Raw genomic sequence first — 14,387 nt, forward strand, 5'->3', positions numbered from 1 at the left:
AGGGGGCTGACCGGACATGGGATGGGAGCTGCCGGCCCAGCTCAGGCCGATCCACGAGCAGTTCAAGGACGACGCGCCGTGGCCTGACCCCGACGAGGACGACCGCCTGCTGCGCGTACGGGGCTGGCTGGACCTGGCCGACGAGCTGAGGGCCACGGCCGCCCAGCTCGACGCCGGCCACGACGCGGTCGTGCGGGCCAACGCGGGGCGCGACGTCGAGGCGTACAAGGAGAAGTGGGAGTCGGCGCAGGGAGTGCGGCAGCGCCTGCGGGACGGCGCGAAGGCGGCCGACCTGGCCGCGCTGGGGACGCTGATGACGGTGGTTCTCAGGGTCCTGTGGAAGGCGCTGGTCGTCTGGGCGCTCACCATGCTGCTCGCCGGGCTGGTGGGGGCGATCGTGACGACCCCCGCCGGCGGCTTCTGGGTGACCCTGCGGTTCTACCTCACACGGCGGCTCTTCCGTTCGATGCTCATCGAGATCAGGGGGAACATCGGCACGGTCATCGCCCGAACCCTCCGCGACGCCATGGAGTACCTCCTGTTCACCTCGGCCGTCCCCGCCGTGGTGGCCGGTATCGCGGCGTGGGACGCGAGCCGCAGGACCTCGGGCATGGCCTCGGACGACGGCGCGCGGCGCGAGGTGGAGCGGGTGCTCGGCGAGACCCCGATGGGGCGGGCCGCGCTGGCCTGGGCGCGCGAGCACCACGTGACGATCCTCTTCCAGCCTCCCGGGGAGAACGACGGCGGCCTCCTCGGCGTGTACCACGACGACTACAACGTCATCGAGATCTACCTGCGGGACGGTGACACCCCGGAGGCCCGCGCGGCCACGCTGATCCACGAGATCAACCACGCCCGGCACCGGAACACCCCCGACCCGACCGGGATGAGCCGTGAGGACTACGTCGAGGCGGCCATCCGCGAGGAGGCGCAGGGGAACATCCAGGCGTACCGGTTCACGGAGCAGCTGGAGGGGATCCGCGGCCGGGAGATCCAGGACCAGTACGAGGAGCTGTACGAAGGCACCTACAACGCGGCCATCCAGAACGCCCGCAACGAGCGGCGCGAGGCCGGCGGCCCGCCGCTCACCCAGACGGAGGAGCACCGGATCGGCGAGCGGGCCGCCGCGAAGGCGATGTACGACGCGCTGGCCGACCCGAAGCGCGGCAGCAGGTATCCCCAGGGCTACAGCGAGGACTGGGACTACAAGCGAACCCCGGTCCAGCGGGTGTGGCAGCACATCATCGACTGACCCCCGCGCCCAGCGCCGTCAGGACGGGCCTGGAGTCGTCGGGGGGCGGCGGCACCGGGTCCGGGCGGCGGTCCACGGCCTGGAGGGTGAGGGCGCCGGCGGCCAGGACGACCAGGCAGACCACCACGATCAGCACGCGCCGGCGCAGGCGGCTGCCCGGTGCGAAGGCGAGCCGCAGCCGCCAGCCCAGCCCCGGCGGCTTCAGGCGCACGCCGGCCGTCAGGCGGGCGAAGGCCGCGTCGACGTCCAGCTCGGGCTGGTCCTCAGGCGGGTTCACAAGACAGCGATCCTAAAACACGCCAAACGCCATCAACGAGTTTTGCGATCACATATTGGTCACGTCATCCGTTATGTCGCGCCGCACCGCTGATTTCGGCGCCGAATTCGGCGGTGAAGCGTTCATGACGGGATGTACGGCGTGGCGTCCTTTTCCGTGGTGAACGCTCGCCATAATGAGGTGATCAACCCCGGAGGGGAGGAATCCGTGCGTTCCGTGGCAGGAACGGTCGCCGTCGCCGTTCTCCTGGCGGGCCCGGCCACGCTCGCGGTCCTGCCGTGCCGGCCCGCGGCCGCGGCTGCCTCCCGCGGACCCCTGCCCAAGGACTGGAAGAAGCGCACGTCCCTGCGGATCCTGCCGCAGTGGCCGCGCCAGAACGACACCGTGCGCGTCTTCGTCCACTGCCCCACGAAGGCCAACCACGCGCTCATCGGGTCCACCGCGTTCACGCTGAAGGGCTCGTGGCGGATCTACCGCGAGGTGGGGCTGGGGCTGTCCGACCGGGGGCTCGGCCGGCGCGGCGTCGGGATCTCCTACTACGCCTTCCCGGGCGACCACCTGGCGCACCTCAAGTGCGTGAAGGTCACGATCAACGAGCACACGCGCATCAGGAAGGTACGCGTGATCAGCCGGTTCACCGTGCCCCTGGTGGTGCGCCCGTTCCGGCTCGGCCGGTTCTTCTGACCTGGTGCGCGGGGAGGCCCCGGCCGCGGGGGAGGTCACGGCCGGGCCCGCGCCCGGCTAGAGCGCGACCAGCAGCTCGTGGTCGATCTCCACGAACTCCACGACGAGCTCGCCGAACCGGCCGGCGATCAGCTCCTGGTACGCCGCCGAACCGGTGTGGGCGTCGTAGGCCGCCTGGTCCGCGAAGTGCTCCACGAACAGCAGGTGGTCGGGCTTGGCCGGGTCCCGGTACACCCGGAACGACAGCGTGCCGTCCTCGACCGCCGGGCCCTTCGGGGCGAACTCCCGCACGATCTCCTCGGCGGCGGACTGCGTGCCGTCCTTGAGCTTGATGGGGAACACCTTGGCGAGCACGGATCCTCCTGGTTGGTCGGGCGCCCTCGTCGCTCGGGGCGCTCTGGTCACACGACCGCCATGGTGGGCCCGGCGCCCCGCCGCGGTCCGGTCAGATCTGGACACGCCTGGCTCCTCGCGTCATGTCCGGATCTGTCTGGCGTCGGCGGGGACGCTGCCGTTACATCTGACTCATGACCACGTACTCCGCCGTCGTCACCACCGGCATCTACTGCCGGCCGGGGTGCGGCGCGAAGCCGCTGGCGCGGAACACCCGCACGTATGAGCTGGCCGCCGCGGCCGAGGCCGCCGGGTTCCGGGCCTGCCTGCGCTGCCGGCCGTACCGGGTGGCCGGTCCCGTCGCCGCCGACGCCCCCGAGCTGGTGTGCCGGGCGTGGCAGCTCGTCATCGACGGGATCCTGGACGAGGGCACGGAGGCGGCGCTCGCGGAGCGGGTCGGCCTGTCACCGCGCCACCTGCGGCGCCTGTTCCTCAAGCACCTGGGGGCGAGCCCCGACCAGCTCGCCCGCTCCCGCCGGGCGCACTTCGCGCGCCGGCTGCTCGACGACACCGACCTGACGGTGCTGGACATCGCGTTCGCGTCGGGGTTCGGCAGCCTGCGGCAGTTCAACCGGATCATGCGGGAGGTGTTCCGCGCCTCGCCGACCGACCTGCGCGACCGGCGGCACCGCGCGGACCGGCTCGTCGCCGACGGCGGCCTCGCGCTGCGGCTGCCGGTCCTGCCCGGCTACGACTGGGACGCGGTGCGGGACTTCCTCGCCGCGCGGGCGGTGCCCGGCGTCGAGGCCGTGGAGGGCCGCGCGTACCGGCGCACGATCACCGTGGACGGCGCGCCCGGCCTGCTGGAGGTGTCGCCCGGCGACGCCGCGGGCCACCTGCTGCTGGTGGCGCACCTGCCGTACTGGGAGGGGCTCATCCACGTGGTCGACCAGGTGGGCCGCCTGCTCGGCACGGAGACCGACCACACGGCCGGGGTCGCCGCGCTGTCCGCCGACCCGGTGCTCGGGCCGGTGGTGCGGAACCGGCCCGGGCTGCCCGTGCCGGGGGCGTGGAGCGCCTTGGAGGTGGGCGTCCGGGAGATCCTGGCACGGGGCCGGGAGCCGGAGGAGGCGGCCCGGAGGCTGAAAGCGCTGGTGGAGGCGCTCGGGACGCCCGTGCCGGGGCTGCCGGGCGGGCTCACCCACGCGTTCCCGCCGCCGGAGGCGCTGACCCGCGCCCGCCTCGCGGCCCTGGCCCCCGGCCAGGGGCTGCCCGCGGGCGACGTGGCGGCGATCGCGGCTCTGGCCGAAGGGGCGGGGGCGCTCGGGTACGGCACGAGTCCCGACGCGCTCGCGGCGGTGCCGTACCTGGACGACGACCTGCGCCAGATGCTCGGGCTGCGGCTGGGGCAGCGTGGGGCGTTCCCGCTGGCGGACCCCTCGCTGCGGGCGGCGCTGGAGGAGCTGGGCGTGCCCGCGCGGGGCGCGGACTCGTGGACGGCCGGCCGATGGCGTCCCTGGCGGTCCCTCGCGGCCACCCACCTCATGGCGTACGGGGACCGCCGGAGAAAAGCCGCCTTTTCCCTTTCCGCCGAATGAAACCGTTCAGAATTCTTTTATCCGGTGCGGAAGTCGGGCGCTCCCCTTCTTCCATGTCCCGGCTGAATGGCGCCGGCTCATCCGGGCGAATGCGTCACACGGGGGTCGGCTCCGGATTTCACGTCACCAGGTGAGGTGGAGAGACTCCGGGGCGCGGTGGATGAGGGTGGGGGCCATGGTGACGTCCGCGTGCTCCAGGCGCAGGCCCGGCAGCTCGCGGATGAGGATCTCCAGCGTGATCCGCACCTGCTCCCTGGCGAGCTGCGAGCCAGGGCAGCCGTGCGCGCCGTGGCCGAACGACAGGTGGCGCGCGGCCGGCCGGGTGACGTCGAAGGTGTCCGGGCGGGTGGTGGGGTCGGCGTCGCGGCCGGCCGAGGCGTACGAGACGAACACCACGTCGTCCCTGCGCAGCCGCGTGCCGGCGAGCGTCACCTCCTCGGTGACCGTGCGGCGGAAGCCCTGAATCGGCGCGTCGAACCTGACCGCCTCCTCGACCGCCGCCGGAACGAGCTCCGGCCGCTCGCGCAGCAGCTCCCACTGGCTCCGGTCGCGCAGCAGGTTGAGCATGATCGTGCCGAGCAGGGCCGTGGCGGTGAGGTGGCCGGCCAGCAGCAGGTTCTGGACGTTGGAGACGATCTCCCTGCGCTGGTCGTGCGTGAGCTCGCCGGAGCCGGGGGCGAGCGCGCGGACCATCTCCGTGATCAGGTCGTCGCGGGGCTCGGCCCTGCGCGCGCGGGCGTACCGGTCGAGGAGGTGGTGCAGGGCCACGACGTCCCGGGCGGCCTCGACCTGCTCGTCCTCCGTCAGCGGGGCGAACAGCAGCGCCTCGGCCTGGTGGCCGCCGTGGATCGCGCCGGGGGTGTCGGCCGGGTTCAGGCCCATGAGGTGGCCGATCACCTCGGCCGGCAGCGGCCTGGCGTAGGCGTCCATCCACTCGACCCGTCCGGCGCCGGCGAACCCGCCGATCAGCGCCTCGGCCCGCTCGGTGACGAACGGCAGGGCGGCGGCGACCCGCACCGGGGACAGGCCCCGGACGAGCGGCCTGCGCAGGCGCCGGTGCGCCTCGCCGTCGGCCGAGAGCACCGCCTGCGCCCCGCCGTACCCCTTGACCAGCTCGGACAGGGCCCGCCTGCCGGGCAGGACGTCGGGCCGCAGCGCGCCCGCCGACGAGAACAGGTCGGGCCGGCTCAGCACCTCGCGGACGTCCTCACGCCGGCTGACCAGCCAGGCGTCGAGCTCCGGGACGAACGTCAGGCCGCGCGCGCGACGGGCCTCGGCGTACACCGGGTACGGGTCCCGGTAGAACCGGTGCAGCCGCCGCAAGCGCTCTAAGGCGTCAGAGGTCACCCGCCCATCGTGACAGAGGGCGCCCGAGATGTCAGAGATCCGAAGGTCAGAAGAGCGTCAGCGGCTCGTCGTCGGAGGACGGGCCGTCGGACGGCGACACGGGCTCCGGCAGCGGCTCCAGCTCGGGCAGCAGGGCCCGCACGTCCTCGTGGAAGCGCCGGGCCAGCGGCAGGGCCTCGGCGTTGTCCGGGGTGTGCACGAACACCGTCGGGGAGCGGCCCTCGCGCAGCCACCCGGCGACCGTGGCGACCCACGGCCGCCAGCCCTCGACCGTGCGGGTGACGTCGTCGCGGCCGAGGTAGCGGACGATCGGGCGGTCGGTGAGCGCGGTGGCGCGACGCGGCACGCGCGGCTTCTTCAGCCACGCGTCGCGCTCGGCGTCGCTGGTGGGCGGGGTGTCGAAGAACGCGGTGGTGTCGAACGGGACCCACTCGGCCCCGGCCCGGCCGAGGACCCGCTCCAGCAGGCCGGTGGCCCGCGCGTCGGCGAAGAAGGCGCGGTGGCGCACCTCGACGGCGTACCGGTGGTGCGCGGGCAGCCGGTGCAGGAACGCGGCGAGCGCGCCGACGTCGTTCGGCCCGAACGAGGCCGGGAGCTGGATCCACAGGGCGTGGGCGCGCGGCCCGAGCGGCTCGATCGCGTCGAGGAACGCGCGCAGCTCCTCGCCGGCGCCGGCGAGGCGGCGCTCGTGCGTGATCGGCTTGGGCAGCTTGACCACGAACCGGAAGCCGGGGCCGGTCTGCTCCGCCCACGTCTCCACCGTGCTCCGCGACGGGGTCGCGTAGAACGTGGTGTTGCCCTCGACCGCGTCGCACCAGGTGGCGTAGGCTCTCAGGCGCTCGGACGGGGGAAGGGGGTGCGGCAGGTAACGCCCCTGCCACGGGGTGTGGGTCCACATGGCGCATCCGACGTGAAGCCGCATGCCCACGACGCTACACGCCCTCTTCTGCCGGGCGTGGAGCGTCCGGGGTGGCGCCGACGGTCCGGGCCAGTTCGGTGGGCAGTGGGTAGGGGCGCTTGCGCGGCAGCAGGTCCGTCACGTCCCGGCCGGCGCGCAGGGCCCGGTGGACGTCGTGGACCATGCCGGTCACGTCGGTGATCCCCGTGATCCACTCGTCGAGGTAGCGGGTGACGGCCGCGCCGGACAGGCCCACCTGGATCGACCGGTACGGCAGGGCGTGGTGGCGCGGGGTCCGCTCGGGATCCCACTGGACGCGCACCGGGCTGGCCCGCAGCCGCTGCCTCCACTCGGCGGCGTCGGTCCCGGGCTCGGGATGGCTCAGGCAGGAGTGCTCCAGCGCCCACGCGAACCCGGCGCGCGTGATGTCGACGGCCAGGACCCTCGTCTGCCCGGGCTTGGTGGCCCAGCCGCAGCGGTACATCATCCACAGGAAGGACGGCTTGATCCAGGTCATCCGCTCGCGCTTGAACGGCGGCACGAAGCGCCGCGCGGCGACGGCCGGCTCCGCGATGGCGGGGTCGTAGGCCTGGTAGACGGTGATGGTCGTGTCGGTGTAGGCGGCACGGATCTGCCGATAGGGGACGTTCATCCTGGTGAGGATGCGGAACCGGCGGCCCCTCCCGCAACCGGATTACCGGCCGGTGAAGAAGCGGAGCATGGCCTGCGCGCCGTCCGGGGCCGTCATCATCTCCGTGATCCGCAGGCACATCTCGGCGACGGGGGCGGTGCGCTCGAACATCTCCTTCTCGTGGCGCGCGACGGCCGCCGCCGGGTCGCCGGGGTCGGCGGCGAGGGCCAGGGCGAGTTCGAGGGCGTCGAGCATGGCCATGTTGACGCCCTCGCCGACCGGCGGCATCAGGTGGGCGGCGTCCCCGATCAGCGTGACACCCGGCGTGGCCGGCCAGGTCAGGCCGACGGGCAGCATGGTGAGCGGGCGCTGGATGACGGTGTCGTCGCACGCCCGGATCAGGGCTGTCACGTCCGGCGCCCAGCCGGCGAACAGCTCCGCCAGGGCGGGGCGGGCGCGTGCCGGGTCGTCGAAGGGGACGCCGCAGGTGGCGAACCAGTCCGCCGGCGTGTGGAAGCCGAGGTAGAGGCGGACACGGCCGTCGCCGTTGCGCTGCGCGGACAGGGACTGGCCCGGGCCCATGACCCAGTAGGTGCCGCGTCCCACGACGGTGGCCAGCTCCGGATGGGCGCGGTCGATGTCGGGGATGGCCATCTCGACGTAGTTGACGCCGTAGTGGAACGGCCGGGCGTCGGTCACGAGCGGGCGCACCCGGGAGTTGGCGCCGTCCGCGCCGACGAGCAGGTCGCAGACGGCGGTGGAGCCGTCGGCGAAGTGCAGGGTGTGGCCGCCCTCGGGCCGGGGGGTGGCGTTCCGGAACGCGCGCCCCCACACGACGGCGTCCTCCGGCAGCGAGTCGAGCAGGACGTCGCGCAGGTCGGCGCGGTCCACCTCGGGGCGGGCGAGCGGGGCGTCGTCGGGGGTGTCCTCCTGGAGCAGCAGGGCGCCGGTGTGGTCCAGCAGCCGCATGTCCTGGCCCTCGCGGCGGGCGATCGCGTGGAACTCCGCCTCCAGCCCGGCCTCGCGCAGGGCGCGCTGGCCGCTGTCCACATGCAGGTCCAGCATGCCGCCCTGCCCGCGCGCGGCACGGGACGGCTCGCGCTCGTACACGACGGCGTCGACGCCGTGGAGGCGCAGGACGCGGGCCAGGGTGAGGCCGCCGGGGCCGCCTCCGACGATGGCGATGCTCTTGCTCATGGGGTTCTCCCTCATCTCTCGATACGCCGTATCACACCGATACACTGTATCGCAGTGATGTGCCGTATTCTAAGCTCGTACGAAGGGCACCGCGCAAGGGGAGGCGGCACGATGGCGGCGCGACGAGAAGCCGGAGAGGGCGATCCCACGCTCATCTGGGAGCGGCCCGAGCCGCCGAGCCGGCCCGCCCCGAGCCCGCTGAGCAGGGAGCGGATCGTGCGGGCCGCGATCGAGCTGGCCGACGCCGACGGGCTGGAGGCGGTCTCGCTACGCAAGGTCGCCGCCGCGCTCGACGCCGGCCCGATGCGGCTGTACGGCTACCTGTCCACCAAGGAAGAGCTGCTGGACCTCATGGCCGACGCCGTGTACAGCGAGATCCCGCCGCCGGTGCGCGCCGGCGACGACTGGCGCGGCGCCCTCCGCTCCCTCGCCCACGGCACCAGGGATGCCGCGCTGCGGCACGAGTGGTTCGCCGACCTGCTCAGCGGCCGGCCCCATCTCGGCCCGAACGCGCTGGCCCGCGGGGAGGCGTCACTGGCCGCGCTCGACGGCGCGCCGGGGTTCGAGCACATCGACACGATCATGCTCGCCGTCAACACGGTGAACGTCTACGTGATCGGGGCGCTCCAGCGGCAGATCGCCGACCTGCGCGCCGCCCGGACCACCGGCATGGACGAGCGGGAGTGGCAGCACGCCTCCTACCCGTACCTCGCCCGGATGCTGGCCACGGGCCGCTACCCGACGCTGGCCAGGTTCGTCCGCGACGCCAGCCACGCCGACGCGGACAGCACGTTCGAGGCAGGCCTGGACTGCGTCCTCGACGGCATCGCCGCCCGCCTGCCCCGCCCGTGATGCCATCGCCTCGCGCCCTGGGGTGCGCGATCATGTGATGCATGTCGTCCCCCCAGGCCGGGCCGGAGGCCCCGCCGCCCAGAAGGCCCGGACGTTCGCGGATCGGCTGCCTGGCCTTGTCGCTGGTGCCGTTGGTGCCGTTCGTGCTGCTCGGACTGGTCGCCATGGCGCCCGTCTGGATCAGCGACCACCGGCTGGGGCTCATGGTGGACCGCCTGCGGAAGCACCCGCTGCCGGCCGGTGCGGAGTGGGAACCCTCCGACCCGCAGGTCAGCGTCAGCGGCGGCGACTCCGGCGACTGCTGGTACGACATCCGTTTCGAGCTCTCCACCGGCCGGTCCGTCCAGGAGGTGCTGGATCACTATCGCCGGGCGAAGATCGAGGACCCCGACGGAGAGCTCGGCGACTACGAGGTCATGGCCTGGACGATCTTCGACGAGCCCGGCGCCCCGGAGAGCGGGACACCCACGGCGACACCGCTGATCATCGACCTGGGCGGCACCTACAGCGGCGGGTTCGACATGCGCTGCTGGTGAGGCGGGGTGGACGCCTCGGCCCACCGGCAACCGGCCATCGCCATGCCGACGAGAGCGGTGACCGCGCCCGAGAACACGGCCAGCATTCCGACGACCACTTCGCCGTCCGGGTCGCCGATCCCGGGCGGGCGGCTCTCGGCCCAGCTCATCGTCGGCCATCCCTGGGTCACGACGACCAGCCCGAACAGGGTCGTGACGGCCGCCAGGACGTACCCGGGCGGACGCGTCCACGTCCGGGTGGCGACGAGCACGACCCCGGCCACCACCCCGAGCGGGACGGTGATGATCTGCGCCATTTCCATGAGCGTCAGGAAGTCGAGCCGCGCCCACGCGAAACCGTCCCTCCGCTGAGGATCCAGGAACGGGAGCGGCAGCAGACCGCCGCAGAGCAGGCTTATCGCCACAAGCCGGAGTAATGCCACATCCACCATGATCGCGGATGTGGATCTCCGCCGTTCACCCCCGGCAGGTGCGCAGCATGTTGAGCAGGGCCACCCTTTCCCGGCGGGTGACGGAGAGCCGGTAGTGGTGTTTCACCGTGATCCACGAGGTGGCGTAGCGGCACCAGTAGGCGCGGCGCGGCGGACGCCAGCTCTGCGGCCCCTGGCCGCCCTTGGCGATGTTGGCGGAGTGGCTGACCGTGATCAGCTCGGGCCGGGTGAGGTCGTTGGCGAAGGCGCGGCGCCGCGCCTGGCTCCACTTGCGGGCCCCGGAGCGCCAGGCGTACGCCAGCGGCACGACGTGGTCGACGTCCACCTGCTTCTCGCTCTTGAGCCATCTGCCGTCGTACGGGCTGTACCAGCGCCCCTTGACCGGATGGCAGGCGGCGTTCCTGCGCACGCGCCGCCCGTCGCGGGCCAGCACCACCTCGCGCGCGTCGCAGGCGCCCTTGTGGTGCGCCCACCTGGGCTGGAACCGCCGGTGGCTGTAGCCGCGGAGCGACAGGGGCCGGGCGACCTTGAGCTGGACCAGCATGCGCCGGGCCAGCGCCCCGGCCCCGGCCTCGACCTGTGATCGCTTGTGCGGGGTGGCCCCCGCCGGAGGGGCCGCGACGACGGCGGCGATGGGCAGGACCACGAGGGTGAGCACGGCGACTTGGACCGCCCGCCTCAAGAAGATCATGACTCCACCCTTACCAGGAAGTCAGGAGTGGTGGCGGCGACACTGCGCGCACCAAAGGGTGAGCCAAGGGTCCCCCGGTGTCGCCACATCAGGACGCCAACCGGCCCCGACCTGCGGCGTCACAACTCCGCCAGCCATCCGGCGATCACGGCGACGTCGGCTTCGGTGAGGCCGCGGCGGGGGTCGACGCGGTGCGACAGGGCCCGTCCCCGATGGTGTGCCGCCACCCACGCGCGGTCGGCGCCGGTGATCTCGTCATCGACCCACACGAACGGCCGCCCGGCGGCCCAGCCGACCAGGCCCGGGGTCTTCCAGTGCAGCGGCCCCTCCTGCCCGGAGGGGTCCGGCCAGTCCACCACGGGCAGCGCGGGCAGGCCGAGCAGCGGGCTGATGACCTCGTTCGCCTCGCCCATCCACGTCGTCGCCCACACCAGGTCGCACGGCAGCGCCGCCAGCCGCGGCCCGTGCCGGGGGTCGATGCGGGAAAGGAGGGGGTTCGAGCCGGGGGGCAGTGGCACGGCCGGGCGGGGCGCGGCCGCGTCAGGCGGTGTCCCGAACGGGAGGAGTGTCCCGTCCACGTCGAGGAACAGCAGCGGACGATCCGCGGAGCCGGCCGGGGAATCGGTCGGCGACAAAAGCCGGAAATTTTCGTTCAGAAATGATTGATGAAGAGAACTTTCGGCGATACCTTCACGATCAACCCGTCGTTCCCCCCAGGCGGTGAGATGTCGAGACGTTCCCTGACAGCGGCCCTCCCTTCCCGTCGAGTCCATCATCAGATCATCATGGCCGTCGACGCGTTCCCGTCGCCAGAGGGCTCATCGGCATCATCGAGGAACTGGGCGCCGTATCCCCCCATACGCACCTGTTCAGAGAGGTGAACATGCCCGCACCCAGCAGGCTGACCTGGCCGAAATCCCTCACTCTGGCGATCCCCACTCTCCTGGTGACCCTCGCCGCGGCGGTGCTCTCCCAGCCGGCACCCGCGTCCGCGACCGCCGGGGCGCACGACTCCGGGGTCCTCGCCGTGACCCACAAGAGCCCGTTCAACTGCGGAAAGACCTTCTACGCCAACAACTGGACAGGCGGTCACAACCCCGAGGGCTCCATCGACTGGCAGGACTACGGAGGCGACGACGTCAACGGCGAGACCGTGCGCGCCACCGCCGCCGGCACCGCGTACTTCTACGACGCCGGCAGCACGAGCTACGGCAAATGGGTGGAGATCCGCCACAGCGACGGCACCAGGACCCGCTACGCCCACATGTCCAGCATGGTGAAGTCGGCCGGCAGCACCCTGTCCGTCAGCCAGGGCACCGCGATCGGCACCGTCGGCTCGACGGGCAACTCCAGCGCGCCGCACCTGCACTACGAGCAGCGGACCTCCGGCGGCGGGATGGACACCAGCCCGACCGTCGAGGGCGTGACCGTGTCGCTGGGCCAGAAGAAAGCCATCACCAGCAGCAACGCCTGCGGCGGCGGCAGCAACCCGTACACCCCCGAGGGCGTCTGCGGCAGCGGCTACGCCGTCATCGACTCGGCCGCCCTGACCGGCGGTCGCACCTACCTGCTCTACAACTCCGGCAACGGCTACAACTGCGTCGTCACGCTGAAGACGTCGAACCTCGGCACGGCGTCGGCGGTGTCGGCCTTCCTGGAGCCGCAGAACGAGAGCAGGACGACCGACTCGGGTAGCTACGACTACTACGCGGGCCCGGTCAGGCGGGACGCGGCCGGGCAGTGCGTCCGGTGGGGCGGCTCGGTCGGCAGCAGCTCGTACACGAGCGGCTTCGAACACTGCGGCTGAGCCCGCGACTGACGTGACCTCAGAAGGCCGCCGCCCGGCTCCCGGGTGGCGGCCTTCTGCCGTGCCGGCACGCGCCGCGGCGGCGGCGTGAAAGCATTTCCGCCCAGCGGGAAAGAACGGGCGTGATAGGCCACAACACGCGCACCAGAGCCGGATCGGGATTGCCGCCCGACCTTTTCGACGCGCATTTCGCCGAAATCCACCGCTACATCGCGCGGCGGCTGTCCGAGGACGTGGCCGACGACCTGGCCGCCGAGGTTTTCGTGGCGGCCCTGCAGAGCGCCTACGACCCGGCGGTCGGCGCGGTCCGGCCCTGGCTGTACGGCATCGCCACCCACCTCGTCGCACGGCACCGGCGGGCCGAGGTCCGGCGCTGGAAGGCGATCAGCCGGGCGGCCGAGCGCGACAGCGGCGGACACGAGGACGAGGTGCTCGACCGGGTGACGGCCTCCCGCTTCACCGGCCCGCTCGCGGGGGCGCTGGCCGGTCTGAAGCGGCACGACCGGGACGTGGTGCTGCTGGTCGCGCTGGGCGGGCTCAGCCACGCCGAGGTGGGCCAGGCGCTCGGCATCCCGGCCGGCACCGTGGGGTCCCGGCTGAGCCGGGCGCGCAAGCAGCTTCGCCGGGCGCTCGGCGACGTCAACCCGCTGAAGGAGGACTCCGATGGATGAGCTGGACCTGCTCGACCGCGCCCTGCCCGACGCCCGGCCCCCGTCGCCCGAGGTCATCGCCCGGGCCAGGGCCCGCCTGGCCGGTCCGGGTCACTTCCCGGCGAGGCGCCGCACCTGGATGTGGATGGTGACGGCGGCCGCGGCCACGGCGGCGATCGTGACGCTGGTCGCCTCGCTGGTCGCGCAGCTCGCGCCGGCCCCTCCGGCGGCGGTCGCTCCGAAGCGCAACCAGGCGCTGTACGACCTGGCCGACCGGATCGAGAGGCTGCCCGCGACGAGCGGCGCCTACTGGCGGCAGGTCACGATCGACGGCGACTATCTGCGGGCCGACGGCTTCACCTTCCTGCAGACCGGCCGCCTGGAGGTCTGGCAGTCGCGCGATCCCGCCGATCCGATGCTCCTGATGTCGGGCTGGTCCGCCGCCCGTCCGGCCACGCCGGCGGACGAACGCGCCTGGCGGGCGCTCGGGAGCCCGCGCCGCGTCAAGCCGTGCGGGAAGAGCGAACGCTGCGGGTACGTCACGCTCACCGAGCAGCCGGAGCAGTGCACCTACACCTGGGACGCCGCGGCCGGGGGCACGCTCGCCGACCGCTCGGTCGGCCGCATCACGATGGCCGAGCTCGCCGCGTTCCCCACCGACCAGAACGCGTTGATGGCGAAACTCCGCACGTATCACCAGATCTGGTACAAGAACGGCTTCAAGCAGTCCTTCGAGGAGTTCCTGCCCACCGCCGCGAACCTCCTCGCCGAACCGCTCCGCCCGGACCAGCGCGCCGCGCTCATCCGCCTCCTGGCCGGACTGCCGGCCACCAAGGTCGTGGGCACCGTGACCGACCCCCTGCGCCGCCCGGCCCTGTCCGTCGACTTCGGCGGGCCCGGGTACACGGTTCTCAACGTCGGCCAGCGGACCGGGAAGCTTCGGATGGAGCCCAGGACACTTCTCGATCCTGGTACGGGCGCGATGCTCTCCACGGTCAACTACGCGGGCAACACGGTCGACTGGGCCACCAAGGGCGACCCCCTGAGCTTCCGCGCCACAGCTCCGGAGACCAGCTGGACCACACAGCGCCCCGCCCCTCCGAAGGGCTGCGCGAGGAGGAAATGAGGTGTTTGAGCCTGGAGTGACCACCGATGATGCCGAATAAGCCGGTTCGGCTTGACTAGCGATCTTAGATGCACAAG

General features: G+C 72.7%; 17 protein-coding genes. 8 read left to right on the forward strand and 9 right to left on the reverse strand.

Annotation, left to right across the window (positions count from 1 at the left end; all coding sequences use genetic code 11):
* Window positions 1-16: 16 nt before the first annotated feature.
* Window positions 17-1,252, forward strand: coding sequence for a hypothetical protein (locus HD595_RS16750; protein ID WP_253770084.1), 1,236 nt, complete (start codon window positions 17-19; stop codon window positions 1,250-1,252).
* Here HD595_RS16750 and HD595_RS16755 read toward each other — a convergent pair.
* Window positions 1,242-1,529 carry a hypothetical protein gene (locus HD595_RS16755; protein WP_253770086.1) on the reverse strand — a complete coding sequence of 96 codons (288 nt, stop codon included), beginning with the start codon at window positions 1,527-1,529 and terminating at the stop codon, window positions 1,242-1,244. The two genes, HD595_RS16750 and HD595_RS16755, sit on opposite strands and share 11 nt — an antisense overlap.
* Window positions 1,530-1,736: 207 nt before the next feature.
* Between HD595_RS16755 and HD595_RS16760 the strand changes: the two genes are divergently transcribed.
* Window positions 1,737-2,213, forward strand: a complete 477-nt coding sequence (locus tag HD595_RS16760) for a hypothetical protein (protein ID WP_253770088.1) — start codon at window positions 1,737-1,739, stop codon at window positions 2,211-2,213.
* Between the two features lie 57 nt (window positions 2,214-2,270).
* Here the strand turns inward: HD595_RS16760 and HD595_RS16765 are convergent, their stop codons facing one another.
* Window positions 2,271-2,567, reverse strand: a complete 297-nt coding sequence (locus HD595_RS16765) for a putative quinol monooxygenase (RefSeq protein WP_253770090.1) — start codon at window positions 2,565-2,567, stop codon at window positions 2,271-2,273.
* 173 nt (window positions 2,568-2,740) lie between these two features.
* On the opposite strand from HD595_RS16765, the gene HD595_RS16770 reads away from it, so the two are divergent.
* Window positions 2,741-4,144, forward strand: a complete 1,404-nt coding sequence (locus HD595_RS16770) for an AlkA N-terminal domain-containing protein (protein ID WP_253770092.1) — start codon at window positions 2,741-2,743, stop codon at window positions 4,142-4,144.
* A gap of 123 nt (window positions 4,145-4,267) precedes the next feature.
* Here HD595_RS16770 and HD595_RS16775 read toward each other — a convergent pair whose 3' ends face one another.
* The 4 genes from HD595_RS16775 to HD595_RS16790 are packed head-to-tail and all read right to left on the reverse strand — an operon-like array spanning window position 4,268 to window position 8,217.
* The gene (locus HD595_RS16775; protein WP_253770094.1) at window positions 4,268-5,491 is read right to left on the reverse strand and encodes a cytochrome P450; all 1,224 of its coding nucleotides are present in this window, start codon (window positions 5,489-5,491) and stop codon (window positions 4,268-4,270) included.
* Between the two features lie 46 nt (window positions 5,492-5,537).
* Window positions 5,538-6,413 carry a DUF72 domain-containing protein gene (locus HD595_RS16780; protein ID WP_253770096.1) on the reverse strand — a complete coding sequence of 292 codons (876 nt, stop codon included), beginning with the start codon at window positions 6,411-6,413 and terminating at the stop codon, window positions 5,538-5,540.
* Between the two features lie 10 nt (window positions 6,414-6,423).
* Window positions 6,424-7,041, reverse strand: coding sequence for a DUF4291 domain-containing protein (locus tag HD595_RS16785; protein WP_253770098.1), 618 nt, complete (start codon window positions 7,039-7,041; stop codon window positions 6,424-6,426).
* A 42-nt stretch (window positions 7,042-7,083) separates the two neighbouring features.
* Complete coding sequence (locus tag HD595_RS16790; RefSeq protein WP_253770100.1) at window positions 7,084-8,217, reverse strand: FAD-dependent oxidoreductase; 1,134 nt, start codon at window positions 8,215-8,217, stop codon at window positions 7,084-7,086.
* A 111-nt stretch (window positions 8,218-8,328) separates the two neighbouring features.
* On the opposite strand from HD595_RS16790, the gene HD595_RS16795 reads away from it, so the two are divergent.
* Window positions 8,329-9,069: a TetR/AcrR family transcriptional regulator gene (locus HD595_RS16795; RefSeq protein WP_253770102.1), complete on the forward strand. Its 741-nt coding sequence runs from the start codon at window positions 8,329-8,331 to the stop codon at window positions 9,067-9,069.
* A 41-nt stretch (window positions 9,070-9,110) separates the two neighbouring features.
* Window positions 9,111-9,605 carry a hypothetical protein gene (locus HD595_RS16800; RefSeq protein WP_253770104.1) on the forward strand — a complete coding sequence of 165 codons (495 nt, stop codon included), beginning with the start codon at window positions 9,111-9,113 and terminating at the stop codon, window positions 9,603-9,605.
* On the opposite strand, the gene HD595_RS16805 is transcribed toward HD595_RS16800, so the two are convergent.
* From HD595_RS16805 to HD595_RS16815, 3 genes are all read right to left on the reverse strand, one after another.
* On the reverse strand, window positions 9,572-10,027 hold the full coding sequence (locus HD595_RS16805) for a hypothetical protein (RefSeq protein ID WP_253770106.1): 456 nt from the start codon (window positions 10,025-10,027) through the stop codon (window positions 9,572-9,574). The genes HD595_RS16800 and HD595_RS16805 overlap by 34 nt on opposite strands.
* 34 nt (window positions 10,028-10,061) lie before the next feature.
* A complete protein-coding gene (locus tag HD595_RS16810) occupies window positions 10,062-10,727 on the reverse strand; it encodes an HNH endonuclease family protein (RefSeq protein WP_253770108.1) in 666 nt (221 codons plus the stop codon).
* 119 nt (window positions 10,728-10,846) lie between these two features.
* Window positions 10,847-11,362, reverse strand: a complete 516-nt coding sequence (locus tag HD595_RS16815; protein ID WP_253770110.1) for an HAD domain-containing protein — start codon at window positions 11,360-11,362, stop codon at window positions 10,847-10,849.
* 248 nt (window positions 11,363-11,610) lie between these two features.
* On the opposite strand from HD595_RS16815, the gene HD595_RS16820 reads away from it, so the two are divergent.
* The 3 genes from HD595_RS16820 (at window position 11,611) to HD595_RS16830 (ending at window position 14,310) form a co-directional block, all read left to right on the forward strand.
* On the forward strand, window positions 11,611-12,534 hold the full coding sequence (locus HD595_RS16820; RefSeq protein WP_253770112.1) for a M23 family metallopeptidase: 924 nt from the start codon (window positions 11,611-11,613) through the stop codon (window positions 12,532-12,534).
* A 161-nt stretch (window positions 12,535-12,695) separates the two neighbouring features.
* The gene (locus HD595_RS16825) at window positions 12,696-13,205 is read left to right on the forward strand and encodes an RNA polymerase sigma factor (RefSeq protein WP_253770114.1); all 510 of its coding nucleotides are present in this window, start codon (window positions 12,696-12,698) and stop codon (window positions 13,203-13,205) included.
* Window positions 13,198-14,310: a hypothetical protein gene (locus HD595_RS16830; RefSeq protein WP_253770116.1), complete on the forward strand. Its 1,113-nt coding sequence runs from the start codon at window positions 13,198-13,200 to the stop codon at window positions 14,308-14,310. The genes HD595_RS16825 and HD595_RS16830 overlap by 8 nt, the downstream gene beginning before the upstream one ends.
* The last annotated feature ends 77 nt before the right edge of the window (window positions 14,311-14,387 follow it).

Origin of the sequence: Nonomuraea roseoviolacea subsp. carminata (assembly GCF_024172185.1) — a bacterium.
In the GTDB taxonomy this organism is placed as follows: Bacteria; Actinomycetota; Actinomycetes; order Streptosporangiales; family Streptosporangiaceae; genus Nonomuraea; species Nonomuraea roseoviolacea.

Coding starts and splice junctions, on each gene's coding strand:
- HD595_RS16800 (WP_253770104.1), top strand. CDS start 9,111: ATGTCGTCCCCCCAGGCCGGGCCGGAGGCCCCGCCGCCCAGAAGGCCC.
- HD595_RS16820 (WP_253770112.1), top strand. CDS start 11,611: ATGCCCGCACCCAGCAGGCTGACCTGGCCGAAATCCCTCACTCTGGCG.
- HD595_RS16770 (WP_253770092.1), top strand. CDS start 2,741: ATGACCACGTACTCCGCCGTCGTCACCACCGGCATCTACTGCCGGCCG.
- HD595_RS16830 (WP_253770116.1), top strand. CDS start 13,198: ATGGATGAGCTGGACCTGCTCGACCGCGCCCTGCCCGACGCCCGGCCC.
- HD595_RS16810 (WP_253770108.1), bottom strand. CDS start 10,727: ATGATCTTCTTGAGGCGGGCGGTCCAAGTCGCCGTGCTCACCCTCGTG.
- HD595_RS16795 (WP_253770102.1), top strand. CDS start 8,329: ATGGCGGCGCGACGAGAAGCCGGAGAGGGCGATCCCACGCTCATCTGG.
- HD595_RS16790 (WP_253770100.1), bottom strand. CDS start 8,217: ATGAGCAAGAGCATCGCCATCGTCGGAGGCGGCCCCGGCGGCCTCACC.
- HD595_RS16750 (WP_253770084.1), top strand. CDS start 17: ATGGGATGGGAGCTGCCGGCCCAGCTCAGGCCGATCCACGAGCAGTTC.
- HD595_RS16785 (WP_253770098.1), bottom strand. CDS start 7,041: ATGAACGTCCCCTATCGGCAGATCCGTGCCGCCTACACCGACACGACC.
- HD595_RS16780 (WP_253770096.1), bottom strand. CDS start 6,413: ATGCGGCTTCACGTCGGATGCGCCATGTGGACCCACACCCCGTGGCAG.